The 21748-nt window shown below is 70.0% G+C and carries 23 protein-coding genes; 15 read left to right on the plus strand and 8 right to left on the minus strand.

Features of this window, described 5'->3' with window-relative positions; all coding sequences use genetic code 11:
• The first annotated feature begins 9 nt into the window (after positions 1 to 9).
• The 6 genes from ACXN5W_RS13455 (at position 10) to ACXN5W_RS13480 (ending at position 5361) form a co-directional block, all read left to right on the plus strand.
• Entirely contained in the window at positions 10 to 1329 is a 1320-nt protein-coding gene (locus ACXN5W_RS13455; RefSeq protein ID WP_473158581.1) for a DegT/DnrJ/EryC1/StrS family aminotransferase, read from the plus strand.
• Positions 1326 to 2156: a transketolase gene (locus tag ACXN5W_RS13460; protein WP_473158582.1), complete on the plus strand. Its 831-nt coding sequence runs from the start codon at positions 1326 to 1328 to the stop codon at positions 2154 to 2156. Before ACXN5W_RS13455 ends, ACXN5W_RS13460 begins: the two co-directional genes overlap by 4 nt.
• Entirely contained in the window at positions 2153 to 3121 is a 969-nt protein-coding gene (locus tag ACXN5W_RS13465; RefSeq protein WP_473158583.1) for a transketolase family protein, read from the plus strand. The genes ACXN5W_RS13460 and ACXN5W_RS13465 overlap by 4 nt, the downstream gene beginning before the upstream one ends.
• Positions 3118 to 3291 carry a lysine biosynthesis protein LysW gene (locus ACXN5W_RS13470; protein ID WP_473158584.1) on the plus strand — a complete coding sequence of 58 codons (174 nt, stop codon included), beginning with the start codon at positions 3118 to 3120 and terminating at the stop codon, positions 3289 to 3291. The genes ACXN5W_RS13465 and ACXN5W_RS13470 overlap by 4 nt, the downstream gene beginning before the upstream one ends.
• On the plus strand, positions 3288 to 4307 hold the full coding sequence (gene argC / locus ACXN5W_RS13475; RefSeq protein ID WP_473158585.1) for an N-acetyl-gamma-glutamyl-phosphate reductase: 1020 nt from the start codon (positions 3288 to 3290) through the stop codon (positions 4305 to 4307). Before ACXN5W_RS13470 ends, argC begins: the two co-directional genes overlap by 4 nt.
• A 118-nt stretch (positions 4308 to 4425) precedes the next feature.
• Positions 4426 to 5361, plus strand: a complete 936-nt coding sequence (locus tag ACXN5W_RS13480) for a [LysW]-aminoadipate kinase (RefSeq protein ID WP_473158586.1) — start codon at positions 4426 to 4428, stop codon at positions 5359 to 5361.
• Here the strand turns inward: ACXN5W_RS13480 and ACXN5W_RS13485 are convergent.
• Positions 5331 to 6320 (minus strand): DUF4331 family protein, encoded by a 990-nt coding sequence (locus ACXN5W_RS13485; protein ID WP_473158587.1) that lies wholly within the window; start codon positions 6318 to 6320, stop codon positions 5331 to 5333. The two genes, ACXN5W_RS13480 and ACXN5W_RS13485, sit on opposite strands and share 31 nt — an antisense overlap.
• A 267-nt stretch (positions 6321 to 6587) precedes the next feature.
• Here ACXN5W_RS13485 and ACXN5W_RS13490 point away from each other — a divergent pair, with 267 nt between their 5' ends.
• The 5 genes from ACXN5W_RS13490 to ACXN5W_RS13510 are packed head-to-tail and all read left to right on the plus strand — an operon-like array spanning position 6588 to position 10125.
• Positions 6588 to 7631 (plus strand): aromatic ring-hydroxylating dioxygenase subunit alpha, encoded by a 1044-nt coding sequence (locus ACXN5W_RS13490; protein WP_473158588.1) that lies wholly within the window; start codon positions 6588 to 6590, stop codon positions 7629 to 7631.
• Positions 7628 to 7846 carry a hypothetical protein gene (locus ACXN5W_RS13495; RefSeq protein ID WP_473158589.1) on the plus strand — a complete coding sequence of 73 codons (219 nt, stop codon included), beginning with the start codon at positions 7628 to 7630 and terminating at the stop codon, positions 7844 to 7846. The genes ACXN5W_RS13490 and ACXN5W_RS13495 overlap by 4 nt, the downstream gene beginning before the upstream one ends.
• Positions 7843 to 8793, plus strand: coding sequence for a PDR/VanB family oxidoreductase (locus ACXN5W_RS13500; protein WP_473158590.1), 951 nt, complete (start codon positions 7843 to 7845; stop codon positions 8791 to 8793). The genes ACXN5W_RS13495 and ACXN5W_RS13500 overlap by 4 nt, the downstream gene beginning before the upstream one ends.
• A 54-nt stretch (positions 8794 to 8847) precedes the next feature.
• On the plus strand, positions 8848 to 9579 hold the full coding sequence (locus ACXN5W_RS13505) for an IclR family transcriptional regulator (protein ID WP_473158591.1): 732 nt from the start codon (positions 8848 to 8850) through the stop codon (positions 9577 to 9579).
• Between the two features lie 39 nt (positions 9580 to 9618).
• A complete protein-coding gene (locus ACXN5W_RS13510) occupies positions 9619 to 10125 on the plus strand; it encodes a maleylpyruvate isomerase N-terminal domain-containing protein (RefSeq protein ID WP_473158592.1) in 507 nt (168 codons plus the stop codon).
• 86 nt (positions 10126 to 10211) lie between these two features.
• On the opposite strand, the gene ACXN5W_RS13515 is transcribed toward ACXN5W_RS13510, so the two are convergent.
• A complete protein-coding gene (locus tag ACXN5W_RS13515; protein ID WP_473158593.1) occupies positions 10212 to 10874 on the minus strand; it encodes a Type 1 glutamine amidotransferase-like domain-containing protein in 663 nt (220 codons plus the stop codon).
• A 117-nt stretch (positions 10875 to 10991) separates the two neighbouring features.
• Positions 10992 to 12221 carry an MFS transporter gene (locus tag ACXN5W_RS13520; protein ID WP_473158594.1) on the minus strand — a complete coding sequence of 410 codons (1230 nt, stop codon included), beginning with the start codon at positions 12219 to 12221 and terminating at the stop codon, positions 10992 to 10994.
• 309 nt (positions 12222 to 12530) lie between these two features.
• Between ACXN5W_RS13520 and ACXN5W_RS13525 the strand changes: the two genes are divergently transcribed.
• Together ACXN5W_RS13525 and ACXN5W_RS13530 are read left to right on the plus strand one after the other, a co-directional pair.
• Positions 12531 to 12887, plus strand: a complete 357-nt coding sequence (locus tag ACXN5W_RS13525) for a zinc finger domain-containing protein (RefSeq protein WP_473158595.1) — start codon at positions 12531 to 12533, stop codon at positions 12885 to 12887.
• Positions 12888 to 13104: 217 nt separating this feature from the next.
• Entirely contained in the window at positions 13105 to 14256 is a 1152-nt protein-coding gene (locus ACXN5W_RS13530) for an endo-1,4-beta-xylanase (RefSeq protein WP_473158596.1), read from the plus strand.
• A gap of 226 nt (positions 14257 to 14482) precedes the next feature.
• On the opposite strand, the gene ACXN5W_RS13535 is transcribed toward ACXN5W_RS13530, so the two are convergent.
• The 3 genes from ACXN5W_RS13535 to ACXN5W_RS13545 all read right to left on the minus strand — a co-directional run bounded on the left by ACXN5W_RS13535 (position 14483) and on the right by ACXN5W_RS13545 (position 17886).
• Complete coding sequence (locus tag ACXN5W_RS13535) at positions 14483 to 15040, minus strand: hypothetical protein (RefSeq protein WP_473158597.1); 558 nt, start codon at positions 15038 to 15040, stop codon at positions 14483 to 14485.
• Positions 15041 to 15216: 176 nt separating this feature from the next.
• Complete coding sequence (locus tag ACXN5W_RS13540; protein ID WP_473158598.1) at positions 15217 to 16461, minus strand: chymotrypsin family serine protease; 1245 nt, start codon at positions 16459 to 16461, stop codon at positions 15217 to 15219.
• A gap of 699 nt (positions 16462 to 17160) precedes the next feature.
• On the minus strand, positions 17161 to 17886 hold the full coding sequence (locus ACXN5W_RS13545) for a TetR/AcrR family transcriptional regulator (protein WP_473158599.1): 726 nt from the start codon (positions 17884 to 17886) through the stop codon (positions 17161 to 17163).
• Positions 17887 to 17974: 88 nt separating this feature from the next.
• On the opposite strand from ACXN5W_RS13545, the gene ACXN5W_RS13550 reads away from it, so the two are divergent.
• Positions 17975 to 19519, plus strand: coding sequence for an FAD-dependent monooxygenase (locus ACXN5W_RS13550; protein ID WP_473158600.1), 1545 nt, complete (start codon positions 17975 to 17977; stop codon positions 19517 to 19519).
• Positions 19520 to 19781: 262 nt separating this feature from the next.
• On the opposite strand, the gene ACXN5W_RS13555 is transcribed toward ACXN5W_RS13550, so the two are convergent.
• Positions 19782 to 20801, minus strand: a complete 1020-nt coding sequence (locus ACXN5W_RS13555) for an NAD-dependent epimerase/dehydratase family protein (protein ID WP_473158601.1) — start codon at positions 20799 to 20801, stop codon at positions 19782 to 19784.
• A gap of 70 nt (positions 20802 to 20871) precedes the next feature.
• Between ACXN5W_RS13555 and ACXN5W_RS13560 the strand changes: the two genes are divergently transcribed.
• Positions 20872 to 21501, plus strand: a complete 630-nt coding sequence (locus ACXN5W_RS13560; RefSeq protein WP_473158602.1) for a TetR/AcrR family transcriptional regulator — start codon at positions 20872 to 20874, stop codon at positions 21499 to 21501.
• 23 nt (positions 21502 to 21524) lie between these two features.
• Here the strand turns inward: ACXN5W_RS13560 and ACXN5W_RS13565 are convergent.
• Positions 21525 to 21748, minus strand: a 224-nt coding sequence (locus ACXN5W_RS13565; RefSeq protein ID WP_473158603.1) for a hypothetical protein, incomplete at its 5' end; no start/stop codon positions are given.

The following is a 21748-nucleotide window of genomic DNA, read 5'->3' on the forward strand; positions in this document are numbered from 1 at the left end:
AGGACAGCGATGAACAAGCTGGCAGCGTTCGGCGGCACGGCGGCCGTGCCGAAGGACCGGCGCCGGGTGGACTGGCCGCTGGTCGAGGACGAGGACCGCAAGGCGGTCCTCGACACGCTCGACGGCGCCCGACTGGTGTCCAATTCCGACGGTACGAACGCGGTCGCCACCCTGGAGGAGCACTGGGCTCGGCGGTTCGGCTTCGACCACTGCGTGGCGGTGTCCACCGGCACCGCCGCGTTGTCGCTGGCGTTGGCCGCGCTCGGCGTCGGGCCGGGCGACGAGGTGATCGTGCCCGCGCTCAGCTTCATCGCCACCGGGCTCGCCCCCGTACACCAGATGGCCGTTCCGGTGTTCGCCGACGTCGACCCGGTGACCTTCAACCTGGATCCGGACGACGTCGAGCGGCGGATCACCGCGCGGACCGCGGCGATCATCCCGGTCCACCTGCACGGCGCCCCCGCCGACCTGGACCGGCTCACCGACATCGCGCGCCGGCACGGCCTCGCCGTGGTCGAGGACGCCGCGCAGGCGCCCGGCGCGACCCACCGCGGGCGACCGGTCGGTGGGATCGGTGACGCGGGAGCGTTCAGCCTGCAGGCCACCAAGAACATCCCGACCTGCGGTGAGGGGGGCCTGCTGGTGACCGGCAACGCCGCGCTGGCCGAGTCGGTACGCCGGGGCCGGCAGTTCGGCGAGGTGATCGAGAGCGGCCGCGAGCGCGACTACGTGTCCTACGGCCTCGGTTGGAACCACAAGATGAACGCGATCCAGGCCGCGTTCACCAACGCGCAGCTCAGCCGGTTCGACGAGTACGAGCGCAGGCGGCAGCGCAACGTCACCGATTTCCTCGCGCGGCTGGCGGTGCTGCCCGGCCTGCGCGTGCCGACCGCGCTGCCGGGCACCACGCACGCCTGGCACATCCTGCGGTTCCGGTTCGACCCGGCCGCGTTCGGCCTCTCCCGGGTACGCCCGGAGGCCCTGCGTTCCGCACTTCGACGGCTGCTTCGCGCCGAGGGCGTACCCATGTCGCAGTACCAGCTCATGCCGCTGCCCGACCAGAGGGTGTTCGTCGACCGTGTCGGTTTCGGTTCGGGCTATCCGTGGACGGTGACCGGCGCCGCCGCCGAGCCGGCCGAGTCCCATCGAGCAGCCGCGCCGGGCCCGGACCACCCGGTCGCCCGGGCGATCATCGCGGACTCCCTGACCCTGCAGAAGCGCCACCTTCATCCGGGGTCGGGCGAGCTGCTCGGCCGCTACGCGGACGCGTTCGAGAAGGTGTGGGCGCACCGGGACGTGGTGGCGACGCTCGCGGCGGCGGCGTCATGACCGCCGCCCAGGACACCCTCGAGGCGGTGGCCACCCGGATCCGTACGCACATCGTGGACATGTGCGCGGGACCGGAGGGCGGCCATCTCGGCGGGGCGTTCTCCTGCGTCGAGGTGCTCAGCGCGCTGTACTTCTCGGTGCTGAACGTGGACCCGCGCCAGCCGGACGACCCGGCCCGGGACCGTTTCCTGCTCAGCAAGGGCCACGCCGCCCTCGCCCTGTACGCCACGCTCGCCGAACGGGGCTTCTTCCCGGTCGAGGAACTCGCCGGGTACGGGCGGCCCGGCAGCAGGTTGATGGGCCATCCGGTGCGGGTGGTGCCCGGTGTGGAGCTGCCGACCGGGTCGCTCGGCCACGGTCTCGCGCTGGCCTGCGGGTTCGCGCTGGCCAGCCGGTACGCCGGACGCGACGCCCGCAGCTTCGTGCTGCTCGGCGACGGCGAACTCCAGGAGGGTTCGGTGTGGGAGGCGGTGATCGCGGCCGCGTCGCTGCGACTGGACCGGCTGGTCGCCGTGGTCGACCGCAACGGGCTGCAACTGACCGGTCCCGCCGAGTGGATCGCGCCGATGGAACCGCTGGCCGACCGCTGGCGCTGTTTCGGCTGGGCGGTCCGGGAGGTGGACGGCCACGACGCCAACCAACTGGCGGACCACCTCGCCGCCGCGCCCTGGGAGCCGGGCAAGCCGAGCGTCCTGATCGCCCGCACGGTCAAGGGGCACGGGCTCCCGTTCCTCGCCGGCCGGGCCGCCAGCCACTACGTGAAGCTGTCGGACCGCAACCACGCGCGGGCGCTGGCCGCCTTACGGGCCGCGGACACCGTCCGATGAGCCGCGCGCTCCGGGAGGCGTATCGGGACCGGGTGCTCGCCCTGCTGGACCGGCATCCCGACATGATCTGCCTGGACACCGACACCGGCCTGTTCAGCGCGGAGCACGCCGCGCTGGCCGGCGAGCAGTACCTCAACCTCGGCATCGCCGAGCACAACCTGATGGGCATCGCCGCCGGGATGGCCGCGTCCGGACGAATGCCGTTCGTGAACACGATGGCCGCCTTCGCGGCCTCCCGCGCGCTGGAAGCCATCAAGATCGACATTGCCTACAACCGGCTGCCGGTCCGGATCATGGCCACCCACGGCGGTCTCGCCGCCGGCCACCTCGGTCCGACCCATCAGGCCCTGGAGGACCTCGCCGTGCTGCGGGTGCTGCCGGGGATGACCGTGGTGGCACCGGCCGACGCGGCCGCCACGGAGGCGTTCGTCGAGCAGAGCCTGAGCCTGGCCGGTCCGCTCTACCTGCGGCTCGACCGCAAACCGTCACCGCCGCTGCCCGCCGCCCCGCCCCCGGTGATCGGCCAGGCGCAGACGCTGCGGCAGGGGCACGACGTGGTGCTCGCCTGCTGCGGCCCCTACCCGGTGCTGGCCTGCCTCGCCGCGGCGGACGTCCTCGCCGGGCACGGCGTCGAGGCCACCGTGCTGAACCTGCACACGTTGCGACCGCTCGACACCGACACGCTGGTCGCGGCGGCGCGGCCGGCCGCGCTCGTGGTGACCGTCGAGGAGCACTGGCGCAGCGGCGGCCTCGGCGGCGCGGTGGCCGAGGCGCTGGCGGAGGCGGCACCGACGAGGGTGCTGCGGCTGGGGATGCCGGACCGGTTCGTCGACGCGGTCGGCAACCAGGAGTACCTCCTCGCCCACTACGACCTCACCGCGGAGCAGGTTGTGCGGACGGTCCGCACCGCCCTCGACGCGGCAGCCCGCTCGGAAGTCAATGATCGAAAGGACCCCAACCCATGACCACCATGTACGCCTGCCCGGAGTGCGCGGACGACGTGCCGATCAACGATTCGGTACGGCTCAACGAGATCATCGAGTGCGCCGGCTGCCGGAACGAGTTGGAGATCGTGGCGCTGCGGCCGGCGGTGCTGGCGCTCGCGCCCGAGGTCGAAGAGGACTGGGGCGAGTGATCCGCGTCGCGGTGGTCGGTGCGGCCGGTTACATCGGCGGGGAACTGCTGCGACTGCTGATCGGCCATCCCGAGGTGGAGGTGGTGGGCGCGGTCTCCTCCCGGTTTCCCGGCAAGCGCGTCGACAGCGTGCATCCGAACCTGCGATCCGCCACCGACCTGCTGTTCTGCTCGGCCGACGACGTGGCCGAGTACGACACCGTCTTCCTCGCCACGCCGCACCGCGCCGCCATGACCCAGATCGACCGCTGGATCGGACACGCCAAGCAGGTCATCGACCTCACCGGTGACTTCCGGCTGGACGACCCCGAGGTCTTCCGGCGCTACTACGGGACCGCGCACGCCGCGCCACACCTGCTCGGCGAGTTCGTTCCCGGGATACCCGAGCTGTATCGCGAGCGGCTGCGCGGCGCCGACCTGGTCAGCGTCCCCGGCTGCATGGCGACGGCGGGCGTCCTCGCGCTGTACCCGATCCGGAACCTGATCGAACCCCACGTGCGGTTGGACGCCCGCACCGGCTCCAGCGGGTCCGGTGCCACCGCCGGCGAGGCGAACCTGCACGCCGAACGCAGTGGGGCGATGCGGGTGTTCGCGCCGACCGGGCACCGGCACGAGGCCGAGATCGCCCGACACGTCGGCGTTCCGGTCGCCATGACCGCGACCGGGGTCGAGGCGGTACGTGGCGTGCAGACGATCTGTCACGTCACCGCCAGACCCGGCGTCGACCGGTCGGCGATAGGTCGGGCGTTCCGGGAGCAGTACCAGGACGAGCCGTTCGTCCGGCTGGTCGCGCAGCGGCGGGGCGCGTACCGATATCCGGAGCCGAAGATCCTGTCGGGGTCGAACTTCTGCGACGTCGGGTACGCGGGCGACGAGGACACCGGCCGGCTGGTGACCATCGCGGCGCTCGACAACCTCGTGAAGGGCGGCGCGGGCAACGCGATCCAGTGTCTGAACATCCGGATGGGCTGGCCGGAAACCCTCGGCCTGTCCTTTTCCGGCCTGCATCCCGTCTAGGACCCGCATCCCGTCCGGGACCGGCGGCAACGCCGCTGACCGGCCAGCGCCGGACCCAGCGAGCGCGGCCCGGCCGTCCCCGGTCGGCGCCGGGCCCAGTCGTCACCCTAGGAGGACCGTGACCAGATCGCTGACCGTCGTCAAGTGCGGCGGCAACCCGGCCGTCGACGCCGCGGGCATCTGCGCCGACGTGGCCCGACTCGTCCACGCCGGCGAGGCCGTCCTGCTGGTCCACGGTGGCTCCGGCGAGATCGCCAGGCTGGCGGGAAGGCTCGGCGTGCCGCAACGCACCCTGGTCGCCCCGGACGGGGTGTCGGCCAGGTACACCGATCCGGCGACCTTGGAGGTGGTTGTCCTCGCGCTGGCCGGCGCGGTCAAGCCGAAGATCGTCACCGAGCTGTCCCGACTCGGAGTGTCCTCCGTCGGCCTCACCGGCCTGGACGGCGGGATGCTGCGCGCCAGCCGCAAGCCCGCCGTCCGGTCCGTGGTGGACGGCCGCACCGTGCTGGTGCGGGACAACCACAGTGGCCGGATCAGCGCCGTACGCACCGAACTGCCGGACACCCTGCTGCGCTCCGGTTTCGTGCCGGTGGTCTCCCCGCCCGCCATCGACGAACACGACCGTCCGGTGAACGTCGACGCCGACCGCGCCGCCGCGGCGCTCGCGGTGGCCCTCGGCGCCGACCGCCTGGTGCTGCTGACCGGCGCACCGGGCGTGCTCGCCGACCCCGGCGACGACACCAGCGTGTGGCGCAGCTACCAGGTGCCACGGACCGGCGCGCCCGGTGGGTTCGCCGGCGGCGGCATGGCGCTCAAGCTCGTGGCGGCGCGTGAGGCGCTGGCCGGCGGGGTGGCCTCGGTGCGGATCGCCGACGGCCGGGTGCCCGACCCGGTCAGCCGGGCGCTGGCCGGTTCCGGAACCACGGTGACCATGAGCCGCACGACTGCGACGCATCTCCCCCGCGACGTCGGTGTCGCGCTGTCCATCGGTTCCGCCACCGACGATCGTCGGGATCGGCCCGGTCACGACCTGGGGTTGGGCGGGCCGAGGTAGGGGAACCGGTTCAGCATGTCGCTGTGCGGCCGGAGCCCGGTCGGGGGGACCTTGCCGTTGGTCAGCCAGGCGAAGCGGTAGCTGAAGACGTCGTCGACGAGGGCCCGTCCGTTGGGATAGGAGGCGGGTCTGGTGCGGTCGTAGCGCAGGATGTCGGGCAGGCACTGCAACGCGGTCCTCCTGGCCTCCTCCGGTGCGTAGCCGCCCTTTTCCAGCAGCTGGGACCACGGTTCCAGGTAGTTGGCCACGTCGTCGGCGGGCTGCCGGGAGTTGTACCGGTTCTTCTCGCCGTCGGGGTTGATGAACGGGTTGATGGTCGGGTTGCCGCCACGGTCCAGCTGCTCCAGCGTGCCGTCCTTGCGGCGGCTGATCGAGGCCCACACCCCGATCGTCTCGCCGCCCAGGAGGTCGGAGGGTACGTCCAGGGCGATGGAGTCGACATTGTTGTCGGTGAAGTCGTCGTTTCCGGTCCACTTCATCCCGTGCAGGGCGCCCTCGACGTCGGCGAAGAACGGGTCGCTGCGCAGCCCGGCGAACAGCCGGATCGGTCCCGGCTCATCGATGAGCACGGGTTGCACCGTGCCGTCGAAGCTGACCGGAAAGGACTCGGCGAGGATCCGGCCCGCGGGCTCGGGCTGCCGGGCCTCGGGGCCGGTGGCGTACCAGGCGGTCCCCGTCTGGCTGCCGCCATCGTAGTCGGAGAACGTGAACGTGAAGGCGATGTCGGCGAGCGCGTCGCCGTCGGTGTCGACGTTGATCCGGTAGACCGCGCCGGGGTAGAACTCCGGACCAGTGACGGCAGGTGGGATCGGTGGCGGGGCGACGGTCGGGTTCGCGTCGATGATCAGCACCGTCCTGCCGGGGTCCTCCATCGAGGTGAAGGCGTACAGGTCGGTGAGTTCGAGGCGACGGTCGTCGCCGGGAAACCCCAGGTTGTCGGCGCTGAAGTGGTTGGACATGGTGTCTCCTGGACGGTCAAGGACAGGTTTCGACGGGACGGACGCCTGACGGCGCCGCGTGGTCACCGAGCGCGACCGTCCGGTCCGTCACGACCGGAGGCTAGCGAGCCTGGGACGGTCGCACAGGCGATTCGGATACTCGGGCCCGAGTGGACGACGGATCCAGGTCGAGTCCCCTTTCACTCAGTGGAAGCTCGGGCCCTCACCGGCGGACCGCACGGGATGATTCAGTTCCATCGATGTTCGTCCCGGAGGAGGTGCGGTCGCATGGCGTTCGCCCGGAACCAGTGGTACGTGGCGGCCCACGGCAGCGAGGTCGGGCGGGAACTGCTCGCCCGCACGGTGCTCGGCGAACCGATGGTGCTGTACCGCACCGGGGCCGGCGAGGCGGTGGCCCTCGCCGACCGGTGCGTGCACCGGCGCTACCCGCTGTCGGAGAGCCGGCTCGACGGCGACACCATCGTCTGCGGCTACCACGGCTTCACCTACGATCCGACCGGTGCCTGCGTCTTCGTACCGGGCCAGCAGCGCATCCCGCGCACCGCGCGGGTCACCTCGTTCCCGGTGGTGGAGCAGGACTCCTTCGTCTGGGTCTGGATCGGCGACCGGGACCGGGCCGACCCGGCCGCCATCCCCCGCGCGCCCTGGCTGGCCGACCCCCGGTACGCGGTGGTCCGCGGCATGGCGCCGCTGAACGCGCGGTACGGCCTGCTGGTCGACAATCTCCTGGACCTGTCCCACGAGACCTACCTGCACGGTGGCTACATCGGCACGCCGGAGGTGGCGGACACCCCGATCACCACGGAGGTGGACGAGGACCGGGGCGTCGTCCACGTCAGTCGGCACATGGACGACGCCGCGTGCCCGCCGTTCTACGCGCGCTCGACCGGGATCCAGGGCCGGATCACCCGCTGGCAGGACATCGAGTACCACCCGCCCTGCCTCTACCTCCTGCACAGCCGGATCGCGCCGCAGGGTGTCCTGCCGCCCGCCGAGGGCGAGGACAGCGCAGCCTTCCACGCCGAGATCGTCTACGCCATCACCCCGTCGACCGAGCACACCACGTACGACTTCTGGGCGGTCGCCCGCGACTTCGCGATCGACGACGAGTCGGTCAGCGAGTACCTCCACCAGAGCAACCACACGGTGGTGATGCAGGACGTGGCGGCGCTCGACATCCTGGAACGGGTGCTCGCGACCGAGCCGGACAGGTACCAGGAGCTGAGCATCAACATCGACACCGGCGGCCTGGCCGCCCGGCGGCTGCTGGCCCGCATGGTCGAGTCGGGAACGGTGGGAGCGGCGCGGTGACGCCCCGGGCCGGCATGCTCACCGGGGAGCGGGTCTACCGGGTCCACTGGCTGCCGGGCACGGACACCCTGCACGGGATCTGCCACTGCGGTGCCGAACACGTCGCGCAGGAGCCGGTCGAGTTGTGGGACTGGCTGCTCGCCCACCCGCGCGGTCACGAGCCCGCCCCGGCGCCGGCGCCCGACCCGTCGACGGCGCTGGCGGTCGGGGGGTGACCGGGGACGAGCTGGCCGGCGCGGAACTGGTGGTCGCCGGCCGGGACGCGGTGGCGGCCGAGGTCGTCGCGATCAGCCTGCGCCGCCCGGACGGCGCCGACCTGCCCGAGTGGACACCGGGGGCGCACGTCGACCTGGAGTTGGGCCCCGGCCTGATCCGGCAGTACTCCCTCTGCGGCGACCCGGCGGACCGGTCCGCGCTGTGCGTCGCCGTGCAGCGCGAGCCGGCCGGGCGGGGCGGCTCCCGCCTGGTCCACGAGCGGCTCACCGTCGGCGCCACCGTCCGGGTACACGGACCCCGCAACACCTTCCCGCTGGTCGCGGCGCGGCGGTACCTCTTCGTCGCCGGTGGCATCGGCATCACCCCGATCAGCCCGATGGTCGCCGCCGCCGACGCCGCGGGCGCCGACTGGCGGCTGGTGTACGGGGGACGCAGCCGCGCCACCATGGCCTTCGCCACGACCCTGCGGGACAGGTACGGCGACCGGGTGAGCCTGCATCCGCAGGACGAGGTCGGGTTGCTCGACCTGGCCGGGTGGCTGGATCGACCCGGCGCGGGACTCGTCTACTGCTGCGGCCCGGAAGCACTTGTCACGGCGGTGGAGGAGCACTGTCGTGGCTGGCCGCCCGGTCACCTGCACGTCGAGCGCTTCACCCCGCCGGGCGACACCGGGCCGGACACGACGATCGAGGTCGAGCTCGCGCTCTCCGGGCGGACGGTGCTCGTGCCGCCGGGTGTTCCGATCCTGCGGGCGGTGGAGGAGGCCGGGGTGCGGGTCCTCTCGTCGTGCCGGGAGGGGACCTGCGGCACCTGCGAGACCCCGGTGCTCGCCGGCGTGCCCGAGCATCGCGACACCCTGCTCACCGAACAGGAGCGGGCGGCCGGGGACACCATGATGATCTGTGTCTCCCGGGCCCGCACGCCCCGGCTCGTGCTGGAGCTGTGAGCGGCCGGCGCGGGCGGGGATGATGACGGGGTGCGCGGGCAACCGGGACGGTCGGTGACGAGCCGGGTACTGGCGCTGCTCGACGCGTTCAGCCCGGCCAGTCCGGCGCTGACCCTCAGCGAGTTGGCCCGTCGCGCCGACCTGCCGCTGTCCACAGTGCATCGGCGGGCCGCCGAGCTGGTCGAGTGGGGGGCGTTGGAGCGCGGCGACGACCGGCGGTACCGGATCGGCCTGCGGCTGTGGGAGGTGGGCTCACTCGCCCCGAGAGGTCTGGGCCTGCGGGAGGCGGCCCTCCCGGTCATGGAGGACCTGTACGAGGTGACCCACGAGAACGTCCAGCTCGCCGTCCGGCAGGACCTCGAACTCGTCTTCATCGAACGGATCGCCGGGCGGCACGCGGTGCCGGTGCTCACCCGGGTGGGCGGCCGGTTCGCGCTGCACGCCACCGGCGTCGGGCTGGTCCTGCTGGCCCACGCGCCCGTCGAGATCCAGGAGCGGGTGCTGACCGCGCCGCTGGAGCGGTACACCGAGCTGACCATCACCGACCCGAAACGGCTGCGTCGCCACCTCGCCGACGTACGCCGGTTCGGGTACGCGGTCAGCGACCGCCAGGTCACCATGGACGCCCTCTCGGTGGCCGCACCGATCCACGCCGCGGAGGGTGTGGTGGCGGCGATCTCGCTGGTGGTCGCCCACGACCGGGCGGACCCGGTGGCACTGGCCCCGCTGGTCCAGGCCGCGGGCCGGGTGCTCTCCCGGGCGCTGCGCGACCGCCACGTCCGATAGTCGCCAGCGCGACACCGGTCGATTTGCCATCGTTGGTGGGTGGGTACGCACTTCGAGGGGATCGTCGACAGGTTCCTCCGGGCCAGCGCCGGCTTCGAGCGGATACTACGACTGGTACGACCGGAGCGGTGGGGATGGCCGACACCCTGCCCAAAGTGGACCGTCTACGATCTGGTCAATCACATGACCAGGGGAAACCTGAACTACCTGGCTCTGCTTCGCGGCGCCGGTGCGGCGGACTTCCTCCGGATGAGGGATGTCGACGCGCTGGGACCGGATCCGCTGGGTGCCTTCGCTCGGTCCGTACGGGCGTGCGCGGCTGGTTTCGCCGTCTCCGACGCACTAGAGACGCAGCTCGACGAGACGCTCGACAGCGCCCTCGTCTCCTGGATCACCGAGAACTTCGCCCAGATCTACGCCGGCCTGGCCGAAACCCCCTCGGATCCGGCGACGACGCACCGGTTCTTCGCACCGCCCACCCTGACTGTCGGCGAGGACACGCAGGCCCTGCTGCTCCACCGGATGGGCAGGAACCCGGACCGCTGACGGGCGGATCGGGGAACTGTCTCCGGTTCTTCTCGCCCCGGGCGGCACGCCGCCGCGTCAACCGGACGGCGCGACCCGCCGCGGCGTCACCCGAACCTCGTCCATTTCCCTTCGGAGATCACCTCGACGGAACCGTCGACGACCTTGATGGCCGTCTGTTCGTCGATGGCGTAGGCCGGGCCGCCGATGTCGGCCGCCCACCGCTGGGCGTCGGCCAGGGTGTTGGTGGGGAAGGCGTCCAGGTGCGGGAAGATCGAGAAGTCGACGACTCCCAGGGTGCGGTCGTCCGGCGCGCCGGACCACTCGACGAAGTACTCCCCGATCCTGGGCGTCATCACCATGCTCCCGGCGCTCACCCCCACCCAGACCGTGTCGGGCAGCGTAGGCAGCAGATCGGCCAGCCCGGACTCCCGCATCCAGTGGCACAGGTACGTCGCGTCGCCGCCGTCGACCAGGAGCACGTCGGCCTCCCGGACCCAGGGGACCCACCGCTCCGCGCCGATGGTCGGCAGCGCGGTGAGTTCGAGGACGCCGAGCGACGCCCAGCCCAGGCCGGAGAAGTGCCGCCACACGGGCTCGGCGGCGGCGATGAGTCCCCGCACGGATGCCGGACCGCACATCGGGTGGCCCCACTGTGCGGTCGGGACGCACAGGGCGTTGCACTCGGCGACCGGCTTGCCGAGAAGCTGTTCGAGCGCCGAGCGGATGCTTGGGTTCGTGACCCCACCCGAGGTGAGCAGAAGCTTCAAGGTTCCTCCAAGTTCGCGCGTGGAAGTTGGCTGTACCTGAAGACCCGGGACCACGCGGGAACTCATCGTAGTTCGGACAGACTCTTCGGAGGTTCGCACATGCGGCTGACGTTCTGCTCACCCACCGCCAGCCGGCCACGGGCGAACCGCCCGGCGCGCCCCCGGCAGGGCGGCCAGGGCCAGGAGCAGGACGGCCACCGCGTACGCCTCGGCGGTGCGGATCAGGCCGGTGCCATGCACCGTCAACACCCCGGCGACCACGACCGGCAGGCCGAAGCCGACATAGCACACGATATAGATCACGGAGAGCACACCGGCGCGTTCGTGCGCCTCGACCAGCGGTAGGACGGTCTTGAGACCACCCTGGAAGCCGCCGCCGAAGCCGATGCCCGCCAGCGCGAGACCGACGAAGAAGCCGGCTGTCGATCCGACGGCCACCGCGGCGAGCGTGACCAGCATCCCCGCCACCAGGGCGCCGATGCCGGTGAGCATCACGGTACGAGCGGGAGCGTTGCGCAGGACGAGGACCGCCGCCGTACCGACCAGGGCGAAGACGAACAGGAGCAGGCCCGCCACCACGATCGACCGGTTCATCAGGGCGCGGACAAGGGCCGGCCCGAGCGCACCGAAGAAGCCGGCCAGCGCCCAGACGGCGAAGAGCACCGGACCGGCGACGAGCACCGGCCTCCGTACCCGGCGGGGCAGTTTGACATCCGGCCGCAGGCTACCGAGGGCACCCGGCATCCGGGTGACCGTCTCCGGCATCAGTACCACCCCCACCGCCTGGAGCAGCAGAATCGCCAGGATCACGAGGTAGACCAGCCGGGTGGGCGCGGGCAGGTAGCGGATGAGCAGCGCGGACAGCAGCGCGCCGGTACCGGTGCCGATACCCGGGGCGAGCGAGTTGGCCAGGGTCCCCCGGGAGCGGTTGATGTCGAGCATGGCGGCCCCGACCGTGCCGGTGGCCGCGCCGGCCGCCAGCCCCTGCACGACGCGCGCCGCCACCAACGCCGGTACGCCGGCCGCCGTCACGAAGACGACCAGCGCCACGACCTGCACCGCGATCGCCACGAGCAGCACCGGCCGGCGCCCGAGGTGGTCCGAGAGTTTTCCGACGGTGAGCAGCGACGCCAGCACCGCGAGCGCGTACACCGCGAACACCACCGTGGTCGTGATCGGTGTGAAGTGCCAGCGGGCCTGGTAGATCCCGTAGAGCGGAGTCGGCGCCGCGGAGGCGGCCAGGAACGACACGAGGATCGAGGCGAGCAGGACCAGCGACACGGTCGGGGACAGTGCCGTCCGAGGGGCCCGGTCCAGGGCGGCCCTGTCCGAAGGGGCCCGGTCCATGGGCGTCCTCCTTCCGCTGGCCGCCGGGCACGGCAAGTGCTCCGTACGGCACCGCGGAGTACCCACCCGCACGCCGTCGACTCCCCGGTACCCCGGCGCCCCGGTGCGGTACTCCGCAACGTCAGGCCCGGCCGATGCGGGTCAATGCGGTCAAGCGCGGGACTCATCTCTTACAAAATTGTCCAGCACTGATTTCAGGTCCGGAGCTGGGTGCGGAGCGATGCCGACAATTGATCGGCGGCGGGCAGGTTGGCGGGGTCCATGGCAGCGGTAGGGTTTCGTCAGCCCGAAAGCCGGGGATGCGTAGCTGTGCACATCGATTTGGGCGAGCCGAATGCCGCGGAACGGTTCTGGGAGGGAATGCGGGAGGTAGCCGCTGCCGCTACGCGGCACCAGGATTACGCGCTGTACGAGACGATCGTCAAGATCGGCAGGGCAGCCGTGGCGCAGGGGACCGAACTGGTGTCATCGGGCGGGCTCTTTCTTGTCTGTTCGGTCTGTAACGCCCGTCCAGGGCAGCGATGTATCAATGTTCCCGGTCATCCACTCCGCGAGACCCTCCACTCTGAGCGCACCGAGTTGGCCGAGAAGGTGCTGAAGGGAGAAGTGCCGGTGCCTGTTGCCGGTCGCCCTGATGCTCATCCACTGGCTGATCCACGCGCGTGATCCACGCGTGCCCGGTGGATTAGGAGGGGACGTTTTTCCCACGCCAGCAGCGAAGTGCAGCCGTTGATCAGGGTCACGGGCAGTCCCGCCCGGCAGTCACCGACCGGCCGACTCGCGGTTCCACCGACCATCGGTTGACTGCATCGTAGTGCATCGATATTCTCCGCGAAACGCTTCGAAAAAGTCTTCGAAAGTTTCGACGTCGAGGAGGATCGGTATGGGACGCAGGCTGCGCCTGGGTGTCGCGGTGGTGGCCGTGGTGCTCGCCGGAGGTACCGCGGCCGGAGCCGCGCCACCCTCCGGGACCGGTCATTCCAGGCCGCCGGCCGACTCGCTGCGGGCGCTGGCCGCGCCGACCGGGCTGCGCATGGGGACCGCCGTCATTCCATCCGACTTCGACAATCCCGCCTACGCCAAGGTCGTCGGCGAGCAGTTCTCCGTGCTGACCCCGGGCAACGAGATGAAGTGGCAGCTGGTCGAGCCGACCCGCGGGACGTACGACTGGTCCGGCGGGGACCGGGTGGTCGCCTTCGCACAGGCACACGACCAGCTGGTTCGTGGGCACACCCTGATGTGGCACAACCAGTTGCCGGACTGGCTCACCACCGGGGTTGCCGACGGCAGCATCACCAACGACCAGTTGCGCGCGCTGCTGCACAAGCACATCACCGACGAGGTGACCCACTTCAAGGGCAAGATCTGGCAGTGGGACGTGGCCAACGAGTTCTTCGCCAACTCGTGGGATCCGCACCCGCTGGCGGACGGCATCAACGGAGACGACTTCTGGGTGTCGCACGTCGGCGAGGGCATCCTGGTCGACGCGTTCCGCTGGGCACACGAGGCCGACCCGCGCGCGCTGCTGTTCTACAACGACTACAACATCGGCGGCGAGGACGGCACGAACGCCAAGGCCGACGCGGTGTACGCCTGGGTCAAGAAGGTACGGGCCCAGGGGGTACCGATCGATGGGATAGGCAGCCAGGGACACGTGGACACCCAGTACGGGTACCCGGCACAGATGGCCGACGACCTCCGCCGGTACGCGAGCACCGGAGTCAAGGTGGCCATCACCGAGGCGGACGTGCGCACCTTCGTGAACAACGCGACCGACCAGGTGCCCACCGACCACCTCGCGGAATTCGCCCAGCCCTACGAGTTCTCCAACATGCTGATGGCGTGCCTGGCCGTACCCGAGTGCATCTCGTTCACCGCGTGGGGCTTCACCGACGCGGAATCATGGATCCCGGATGTGTTCCCCGGCGAGGGCTACGCCCTCCTCTACGACGTGCATCTCAACCCCAAGCCCGTCTACACCGACCTGCAGAACGACCTGCGCCTCGCGCAGCACGGCGCACCGCACCGGCGGTAGGTACGACTGTCCTTCCTCTTCGACGTCGGTACCGGCGCCGAAGAGGAAGGACGCCCAACCCGGCAGTCGGCGCCCATCCGCGGAATCGCGACCCTGACCGGCACCGACAGCGTCATCCTGCGCGATACAACACCAATGGCGGCGTTGACAGATTCGCGTCGCGAAAGTGCGCCGCTGGTGGTCAGGGCCGCATTTTTGGCTACCGGTACGCTCCTCCGTCCCGTGATCAGGTGGCTTTTCCCTGGCCCTGGGTCAGGGGCACCGCCCTGTCGGCGTGCTCCACGCAGATCGGCCAGTCGGCGTACCGGTTGGTGATGGAGGCGGTGTCGCGGGCGGGGTCGTCAACGCCGATCCGGACGCACTCGCCGGGTCTGGTGCCGACGAGGAGCAACTCGACGTGGTGCTTCCGCCAGTAGTCGGTGTCGGCGGTCACCGCGGCCGCCCAGCCGCTGAGTTGCCGTTCGGAGTATGCGGCGTCGATGAATCGAACGGTCGCGTCCGGTGGCAGCAGCCGGTGTACGGCTTCGTCGAACGCCCCCGAGGGGATGCGGCGCACGATCACCGTGTGCGCGGCGGGGTCGATCTCGACGCCCGCGTACACCTTGGGATGGTGCTGCTGGCCCTCGCGCTCGACGGTTGTGGCCCAGTCGGTGAGCTTCGCCTGGTTCGCCCAGGAGGTGGTGGTGGTCGGGGTGGGTTGGTGGCCGGAGGCGGGCTGATCGCACGCGGCCAGCGCCAGGACGGCCGGCACGGCCAATGCCGTCAGCAGGGCTCGTGTCCTCACGGTCGATCTCCCTCCGGCGGCGCGTACCGCCTGTTCGGATCGGGATGCGCTGGGTATCTCATGCCCGATAGGACGCATACCAGGCAAATGGGGTTCCCTCGTTGGGTGGTTGTTTTGGGCGGGCTGGCTGCCCCGACCCTGCGGGTCGGGGCAGCCAGTCACACGTGCCGGGAGTGTCAGCTGGTGACGATGCTGGCTCCGTAGGCGCCGAGGGAGGTGCCGATCGGCATGTAGTACACGTAGTTGTAGCCGGGGGTGTAGAGCGTGCCGGGACACAGGTTGTTCGCGACAGGGTTTGAGCCGGCGGTCATGGTGCCGAGGGCGTTCGCCTTGCCGTCGGAGCGGTAGGCGATCACGGGACCGCCGCTGTCACCCGGAGCGACGGCGCAGGTGCCGTTGAGCTGGCGGGCCTGCACCAGCGGGCCCACCGAGGCGCACGGGATGCCGTTGATGGAGAGGTACAGGTTGACCGCGGTGATCTGGATGTTGCTGTGTTCACCGCTGGTGGAGCCGCTGGTTACGACGTAGTTGCCGACGAAGCTGCCGGCCGTTCCACCGATCGAGACGCTGGTGCCGGAGGTCGGGCCGCCGGTGAAGACCCGGCCCCAGGACCCGGTGTTGATGATCTCGATGTCGGTGCAGGTGATCTTGTTCGAGATCGTGCCCATGGTGACACCGGCGCCGGTGGTGACGCTCTGTCCGTTATCTCCGCAGTGCCCGGCGGTGAGCATCCGGACGGTTCCCGCGGTGTTGATGGCGAAGCCGGTGCTGCATCCGCCGATCGGTGACCAGAAGCGGCCGCCGCCGTAGTAGTTCGGGGTGTCGGCCTGCCGGTCGTAGGTCGCCGTCGGGGCGTCGCCAACGACGACAGACAACACCGCGGAGTCCCGTACCACCGAATTGGCCCTGACCCTGTCGACCGCGCCGTTCCGGGCGATCACCCGCACGCCATCGCCGGTGACCTGCGGCACGACCGAGACGACATCGCGGACCGTGGCCACCCTCCGGGCGACCGCGGCCAGGTCCGCTTCGGAGAAGCGGGCCGGCAGCAGCCTGACCGGCACACTACGGTTCAATTCACTGATCAGCGTCCGGACCTTGGCTCCCGGCTCGCCCTTCCAGTACACCCGCAGCTCGCGGTTCTCCGGCGCGGCAACGACGCCGGCGAAACCGGCATCCTTGGCCGCCGTGATCCGCACGGCGGCCTGGTCGAGCTTCTCCTGGGTGGAGATGAGGTCCGACCAGGTGGCGAACCCGGCGGGAACGGGGCCGGCCGGACCGGATCCCGGTACGACGGGCTTGGCCGTCCCACCCGCGAACGCGGTGCCGGTCAGTGAGGAGACGGCCACCAGGACCGCCCCGGCCACCGCGAGAGCTCCACGTAGCAGCACCCGCCGTTGCCCGTGCTGTGAATTCGTCATTCATGACCTCCGGTGAGGTTCAGGGCGGCTCCACGGCCACCCGTCCCCCAGAGTGTGGTAACACCTTCTCCTCAAGTCACTGCACTTGCTGATTGCCGACAATCGATTTAACAATTACTATTGATCCAACACGAGGAACCGATCAAAATGGTCGCAAAGGGGAGCATAAATAGACTGAATTACTATATATCGACTTTGGATGTGGCGGCTTACTGGTGATTCACTCAGATAACAGATCATTGGAGTCCGCCGAAACCGCCGAGTTGGGTGCCCGACGTATTCGTAATTATCCCCGGAAATGCCTACCCGAATTGTGTATCCCATGGGACCCTGCCACGCGGGACACCTACCGGCGAAAGGTCGCCAGCTCGTTCCGCCTCATACCGGTCCCGCCGACATAGCCCACGGCGGACTCAGTCGGCAGGCGGTGACCTCGGATCCCGTGTCGGTGTACGGGCCGCCAACGCGCTCAGCGAGGTACGGCCAACCGTGCCGAGCCCGGCGATGGCAGCCGGCTGAACGGGGGTCTGTCAAACGGTGCGGGCCCGGACGCCGCAGGACACTGCGGTCTGTCCGGTATGTGGGGCCGTCTCGGGTCGGGTCCACGGCTATCAGAGGAGCCATTCGCAGTCCCGCTCAGGATCGGCGGCGTTCCGTCGAGCACCGACGCAGGCCAGCAGCCGCGAGAGGGTGAGCCCGTCAGCGGGGAAGACGGCCGGCGATACCGTCGAGAAGGCAAGCGAGTCCCAGGTCGAACTGTTTGTCCTCGTCGAGGGGTGCGGTGGAGCCTGCGAGGAAGTCGTCGCGGGCGCGAAGGCTGAGCGGGTGACCGTCGCCGTCGACGGGGGCCCAGGAACGTACCTGGTTTCGCACGTCGTCGATGGTGACCAGGGCATTGTCGTGCCGCATCCGGCGTTCCTCGGCCCATTGCAGGGCCTGGCCCATCACGTAGCCGTCGAGCAGGCGGGCATAGCGCAGGGCGGACGGCAGGTCGAGGCCGAGACCATGGAAGGTGGCCAGGAGGAATTCCTGGATGCGAAGCGCGTTCGGGCCGACCGGGGGCCGCCGGTGCACGAGCCGAGCGAACCAGGGGTGCCGTTTCGTCATCGCCCACTGGTTGCCGGTCACCGCGGTGAGCTCCGCCCGCCAGTCGGCACCGGGCTGCTGCGGTGTTGCCACCTCCGCGTTCGCCGCGTCGAGCATCAGGTCGACCAGGCCGTCCTTGCTGTGCACGTAGCGGTAGAGCGACATGGGTGTGGAGGCGCCGAGATCCTTGGCGATCGCGCGCATCGCAGGTGCATCGGTCCCGTCCGCGTCGGCCAGCCGGACGGCGGCCTGCACGATTTCCGCCCGGCCAAGTCCCCAGGTGCGTGCGGGTGGTGCGGGGAACGTCCAGATCGGCGGGGTCACGCCCGTTTCCGCCATGGTCACCTCCTTGCTCTTGCCCTCAGCCTATCGGGCAATGTACAACGTACATTAAATGTACGTTGTACATTCGAGTTGAGGAGTTGCCATGACGACCAGAGTTCCCGTGCTCATCTGCGGTGGCGGGCTCGCCGGGCTGACCGCCGCGCTGCTGCTGCACCGCGAGGGTGTGCAACCGATGCTGGTCGAGAAGCACCCGGGCACTCCCATCCATCCGAAGGCGCGCCGGTTCAATCCGCGCAGCACCGAGATCTTCCGGCTGCTCGGGCTCGGCGACGAGGTGGCCCGGGCCGCGGCGGCGCTGGTCGGCTTCGAGGGCACGCTGATCGGCACGAGCCTGGCGGACGCGCAGCGGCAGAAACTTCCGCCGGCCATGGCCGCGAAGATCGCCCGGTTCGAGACCTTCGTGGAGTCCGGCCCAGGACCCAACGTCCTCGTGCCGCAGAACGTGTTGGAGCCGCTGCTGCGGCGAGCAGCCGAGCAACGCGGCGTGTCGCTGTGGTTCAGCACCGAACTGCTGTCGTTCCGCCAAGACCGGGAGACGGTGACCGCTCGGCTGCGCCCCGCCGACGGCGAGCCCTACGAAGTGACGGCGGACTACCTGATCGCCGCGGACGGGGCCCACAGCCCGATCCGCGCCGCCACCGGGATCGACCGCAGCGGCTACGGTCGCCTCGCCGACAACCTCGATCTGCACTTCCGCGCCGACCTCACCGACCTCGCCCGGCAGAAGCCCTTCCTGTTCTGCCAAATCACCGATCCGGTGGCGCCGGGAGCGTTCGCCGCGATCAACGGCACCGACCGCTGGCTCTATTCGCTGTCCGACTTCGCCGAGGCGCGCACCGTCACCGACGATCGATGGTGCGAGCTGCTCCGCCGGCTGATCGGCGTGCCCGGCGTCGAGGTCGAGCTGCTGAGCAGATCGCACTGGGAATCCGCGATGCGCGTGGCCGACCGGTTCCGCGCCGGCCGGGTCTTCCTCGTCGGCGACGCCGCACACGTCATGCCACCCACGGCCGCCGCCGGCGCCAACACCGCCATCGGCGACGCGACCAACCTCGCCTGGAAGCTCGCCGCCGTCCTCGACGGCCGCGCCGGACCGGCCCTGCTCGACACCTATCACAGCGAGCGCCACCCCGTCGGCTACGCGACCGCCGAGCGTTCCAGCACGGTGGTGGGCAACCTGGCGGACATGGTGACGGCCCTGATGCAGGGCCGGGGCCTGCCCGGTGATCAGGTGACCACCCTGTTCGGCACCCAGTACCCGCAGGGCGCTTTCGTACCCGACGGCCGGGATCCGGCGCCGATCGACCACTACGAGCCCGCCGGCCGGCCGGGCACCCGGGTGCCGCATGCCTGGCTCGACACCGGCACCTCCACGGTGGACCTGGCCGGTCCCGGGCTGACCCTGCTCAGCGGACCCGACGACCACCGATGGAGCATCGAGGCCCACCGACTCGCGCTGCGGCACATCCGGATATCCGATCGCGGCTGGCTCACCGCGGCGGCGCTACCGGAAGACGGAGCCCTGCTGCTGCGACCGGACGCCATCGTCGCATGGCACTCGAGCTCCCCCACTCCCCTCGACAAGGCGCTGAACCACATACTGGCCAGACCGACCATCAGCACCTGATCGACACAGACCCTGGGCCGCCAACGCGTTCGAGCTACAGCCGGGGTGTCGTCAGCGGCCAGGCCATTGGGCCGGCCGCCGTCGCCTTCCTGCCGCAGCCGGTCGACCCAATCGCGCAACGTCTCGTGGTTGACGCCCAACTCCCGGTCCACGTCACGGACCGTGCGAGTTGAGATGCGCGGAGAACCAATCGTCTCGCCCGGGGTTTCCCGCAACGGTGCGGTAGTGGGAACGGGAGCAGGTGCACAGTCCCGTCCCGAGTTCAGATGAGCTGGTGTTCGGCCAGACTGCGTCCGGTCCGCTCGATCGCGTCGGGGATCGAGCGCAACGGGTGTCCGAGGAGGGTCTCGGCGGCGGTACGGTCGAAGCGCTGCTTCTGGCCGATCAGCCATCGGTTGTCGCGCAGTTGGGGTTCGAACACGCTGGCGAGCCAGGTGACCCAGGTCGGCATCGCCCGTGCAGGCATCTTCTGGCTTACTTCGGGAAGGCGTTCACGGATCACTCTGGCGACCTCGATGAGCGACATCGGGTCGGTGGCGATGATCGTGCGGCGACCGGTGGCACTCTCGGCGGTCATCGCGGCGATGTGGGCGTCGGCAATGTCCCGCACATCAACCCATGGAAGCCGAAGGTCGGGGATCATCGGCAGTGCCCCCGCCATGATCTGCTGGATCGCGGTGACGGAGGTTCCAGGATCGTTCGTCAGCAGCGGCCCGATCACCGCGCCCGGGTTGATGAGTGCAAGCCGGTCCGGCACCCCACGCTGCTGCGCAAGTTCTCGCGCGGCCCGCTCGGCCTTGACCTTCGAGACGGTGTACGCGTTCAGTCGTGGGTCATCCGGGTCGGTCCAGTCAGCGTCGGTGTAGGTGTGCCCCTTGGGCGCGCGGGCGAACTGCATCGTCGCCAACGCCGAGGTCATGACCACGCGTTCCACGCCCGCATCCAGCGCCGCCCCGACCGCCCGGGTTGCACCCTCGACTGCAGGGCGGATCAACTCATCCGGGTCTTTCGGCTTCGCCAACACGAACGGAGAGGCCACATGCAGTACGTATCGACATCCGTCGGCCGCTTCCGCCCACCCCTGATCGGACAGCAGGTCGAGCCGCCAGATCTCGAGCTTTGCCGTGTCGACGCCCGCTGCCGCCATCGCCGCATGCACCTCGCCGATACGAGCGCGCGACCGCACTGAGCCACGTACCGCGTATCCGCGTCGCAGCAGTTCGGCTGCGATGTGACCACCGATGAACCCCGAGATACCCGTGACCAGCACCATGTCCGTCATATCCGCTCCCGTCCCATCATCTTGACAGTGAGCAGTTTACGGACCACCTACTCACTGTCAAGATGATGGGATGGGCAAGGAACCAATCGCCGGGAATCAGTACCATCACGGCAACCTGCGCGCCGCGCTGCTCGACAGCGCGCTCGTCGTGCTCACCGAGAAGAGTGTCGCCGGGTTCAGCATGCGCGAAGCCGCGCGACGGGCGGGGGTGTCGCAGTCTGCCCCTAAACATCACTTCGGTGACGCGCGCGGGCTCCTCGGTGCGCTCGCGACCCGCGCGTACCGGCAGCTCTGCGATCGGCTCGAATCACTCGATCTTGCTGGGCTCGACGCGCGAGAGCGCGTCAAGCGCATCGCTGCGGAGTACGTCGCCTTCGCGGGCGAGAACCGTGCCTTGTTCGACCTGATGTGGCGAATGACGCAGTTCGACTTCACCGCACCCGAACTGGCTGAGCAGAAGCACCGCGCCCTCCGTGCCCTCGATCGCGGCCTGCGTGGCGAAGACGCCGAGCCGGCCCGCGACACCGACCCCGCGCTGCTGCCGAGCTACGCAGTCTGGTCTCTCGTGCATGGATACACCACTCTCGCATTGGAGGGTGCGATCGACAGCAGCAACCCAGATCCACTGAACAGCGGCCTGCTTCCCGCCATGCTCGCGCTCCTTGACGTGTCCGACCCACCGCGGACGAGCATTCCGTAGGGATGAAACACAGCCCTACACCGTCAAATGCGTTGAACCGCATTCGACCGCTCCACCAGTCCCGGAAAATCGCCGACGATCAACGGTGCACGATATTCGGGCACGGACCGAGTGACGGTGGCGCGTTCATCCGCGCCTGTCGGCGGCGCGTGAAAACTGACCCCCAGGTGGCGGTTGAACCTGGACCCCCCTTCCATGATCGGGAGGGTGTTGAGCGTGGAGGACTGGGCGGAGATCCGTCGGCTTC

The sequence above is a fragment of the Plantactinospora sp. A48 genome, assembly GCF_055793945.1.

Coding starts and splice junctions, on each gene's coding strand:
- ACXN5W_RS13530 (WP_473158596.1), top strand. CDS start 13,105: ATGGGACGCAGGCTGCGCCTGGGTGTCGCGGTGGTGGCCGTGGTGCTC.
- ACXN5W_RS13460 (WP_473158582.1), top strand. CDS start 1,326: ATGACCGCCGCCCAGGACACCCTCGAGGCGGTGGCCACCCGGATCCGT.
- ACXN5W_RS13455 (WP_473158581.1), top strand. CDS start 10: ATGAACAAGCTGGCAGCGTTCGGCGGCACGGCGGCCGTGCCGAAGGAC.
- ACXN5W_RS13540 (WP_473158598.1), bottom strand. CDS start 16,461: ATGACGAATTCACAGCACGGGCAACGGCGGGTGCTGCTACGTGGAGCT.
- ACXN5W_RS13555 (WP_473158601.1), bottom strand. CDS start 20,801: ATGACGGACATGGTGCTGGTCACGGGTATCTCGGGGTTCATCGGTGGT.
- ACXN5W_RS13520 (WP_473158594.1), bottom strand. CDS start 12,221: ATGGACCGGGCCCCTTCGGACAGGGCCGCCCTGGACCGGGCCCCTCGG.
- ACXN5W_RS13545 (WP_473158599.1), bottom strand. CDS start 17,886: ATGGCGGAAACGGGCGTGACCCCGCCGATCTGGACGTTCCCCGCACCA.
- ACXN5W_RS13485 (WP_473158587.1), bottom strand. CDS start 6,320: ATGTCCAACCACTTCAGCGCCGACAACCTGGGGTTTCCCGGCGACGAC.
- ACXN5W_RS13490 (WP_473158588.1), top strand. CDS start 6,588: ATGGCGTTCGCCCGGAACCAGTGGTACGTGGCGGCCCACGGCAGCGAG.
- ACXN5W_RS13550 (WP_473158600.1), top strand. CDS start 17,975: ATGACGACCAGAGTTCCCGTGCTCATCTGCGGTGGCGGGCTCGCCGGG.
- ACXN5W_RS13560 (WP_473158602.1), top strand. CDS start 20,872: ATGGGCAAGGAACCAATCGCCGGGAATCAGTACCATCACGGCAACCTG.
- ACXN5W_RS13470 (WP_473158584.1), top strand. CDS start 3,118: ATGACCACCATGTACGCCTGCCCGGAGTGCGCGGACGACGTGCCGATC.
- ACXN5W_RS13465 (WP_473158583.1), top strand. CDS start 2,153: ATGAGCCGCGCGCTCCGGGAGGCGTATCGGGACCGGGTGCTCGCCCTG.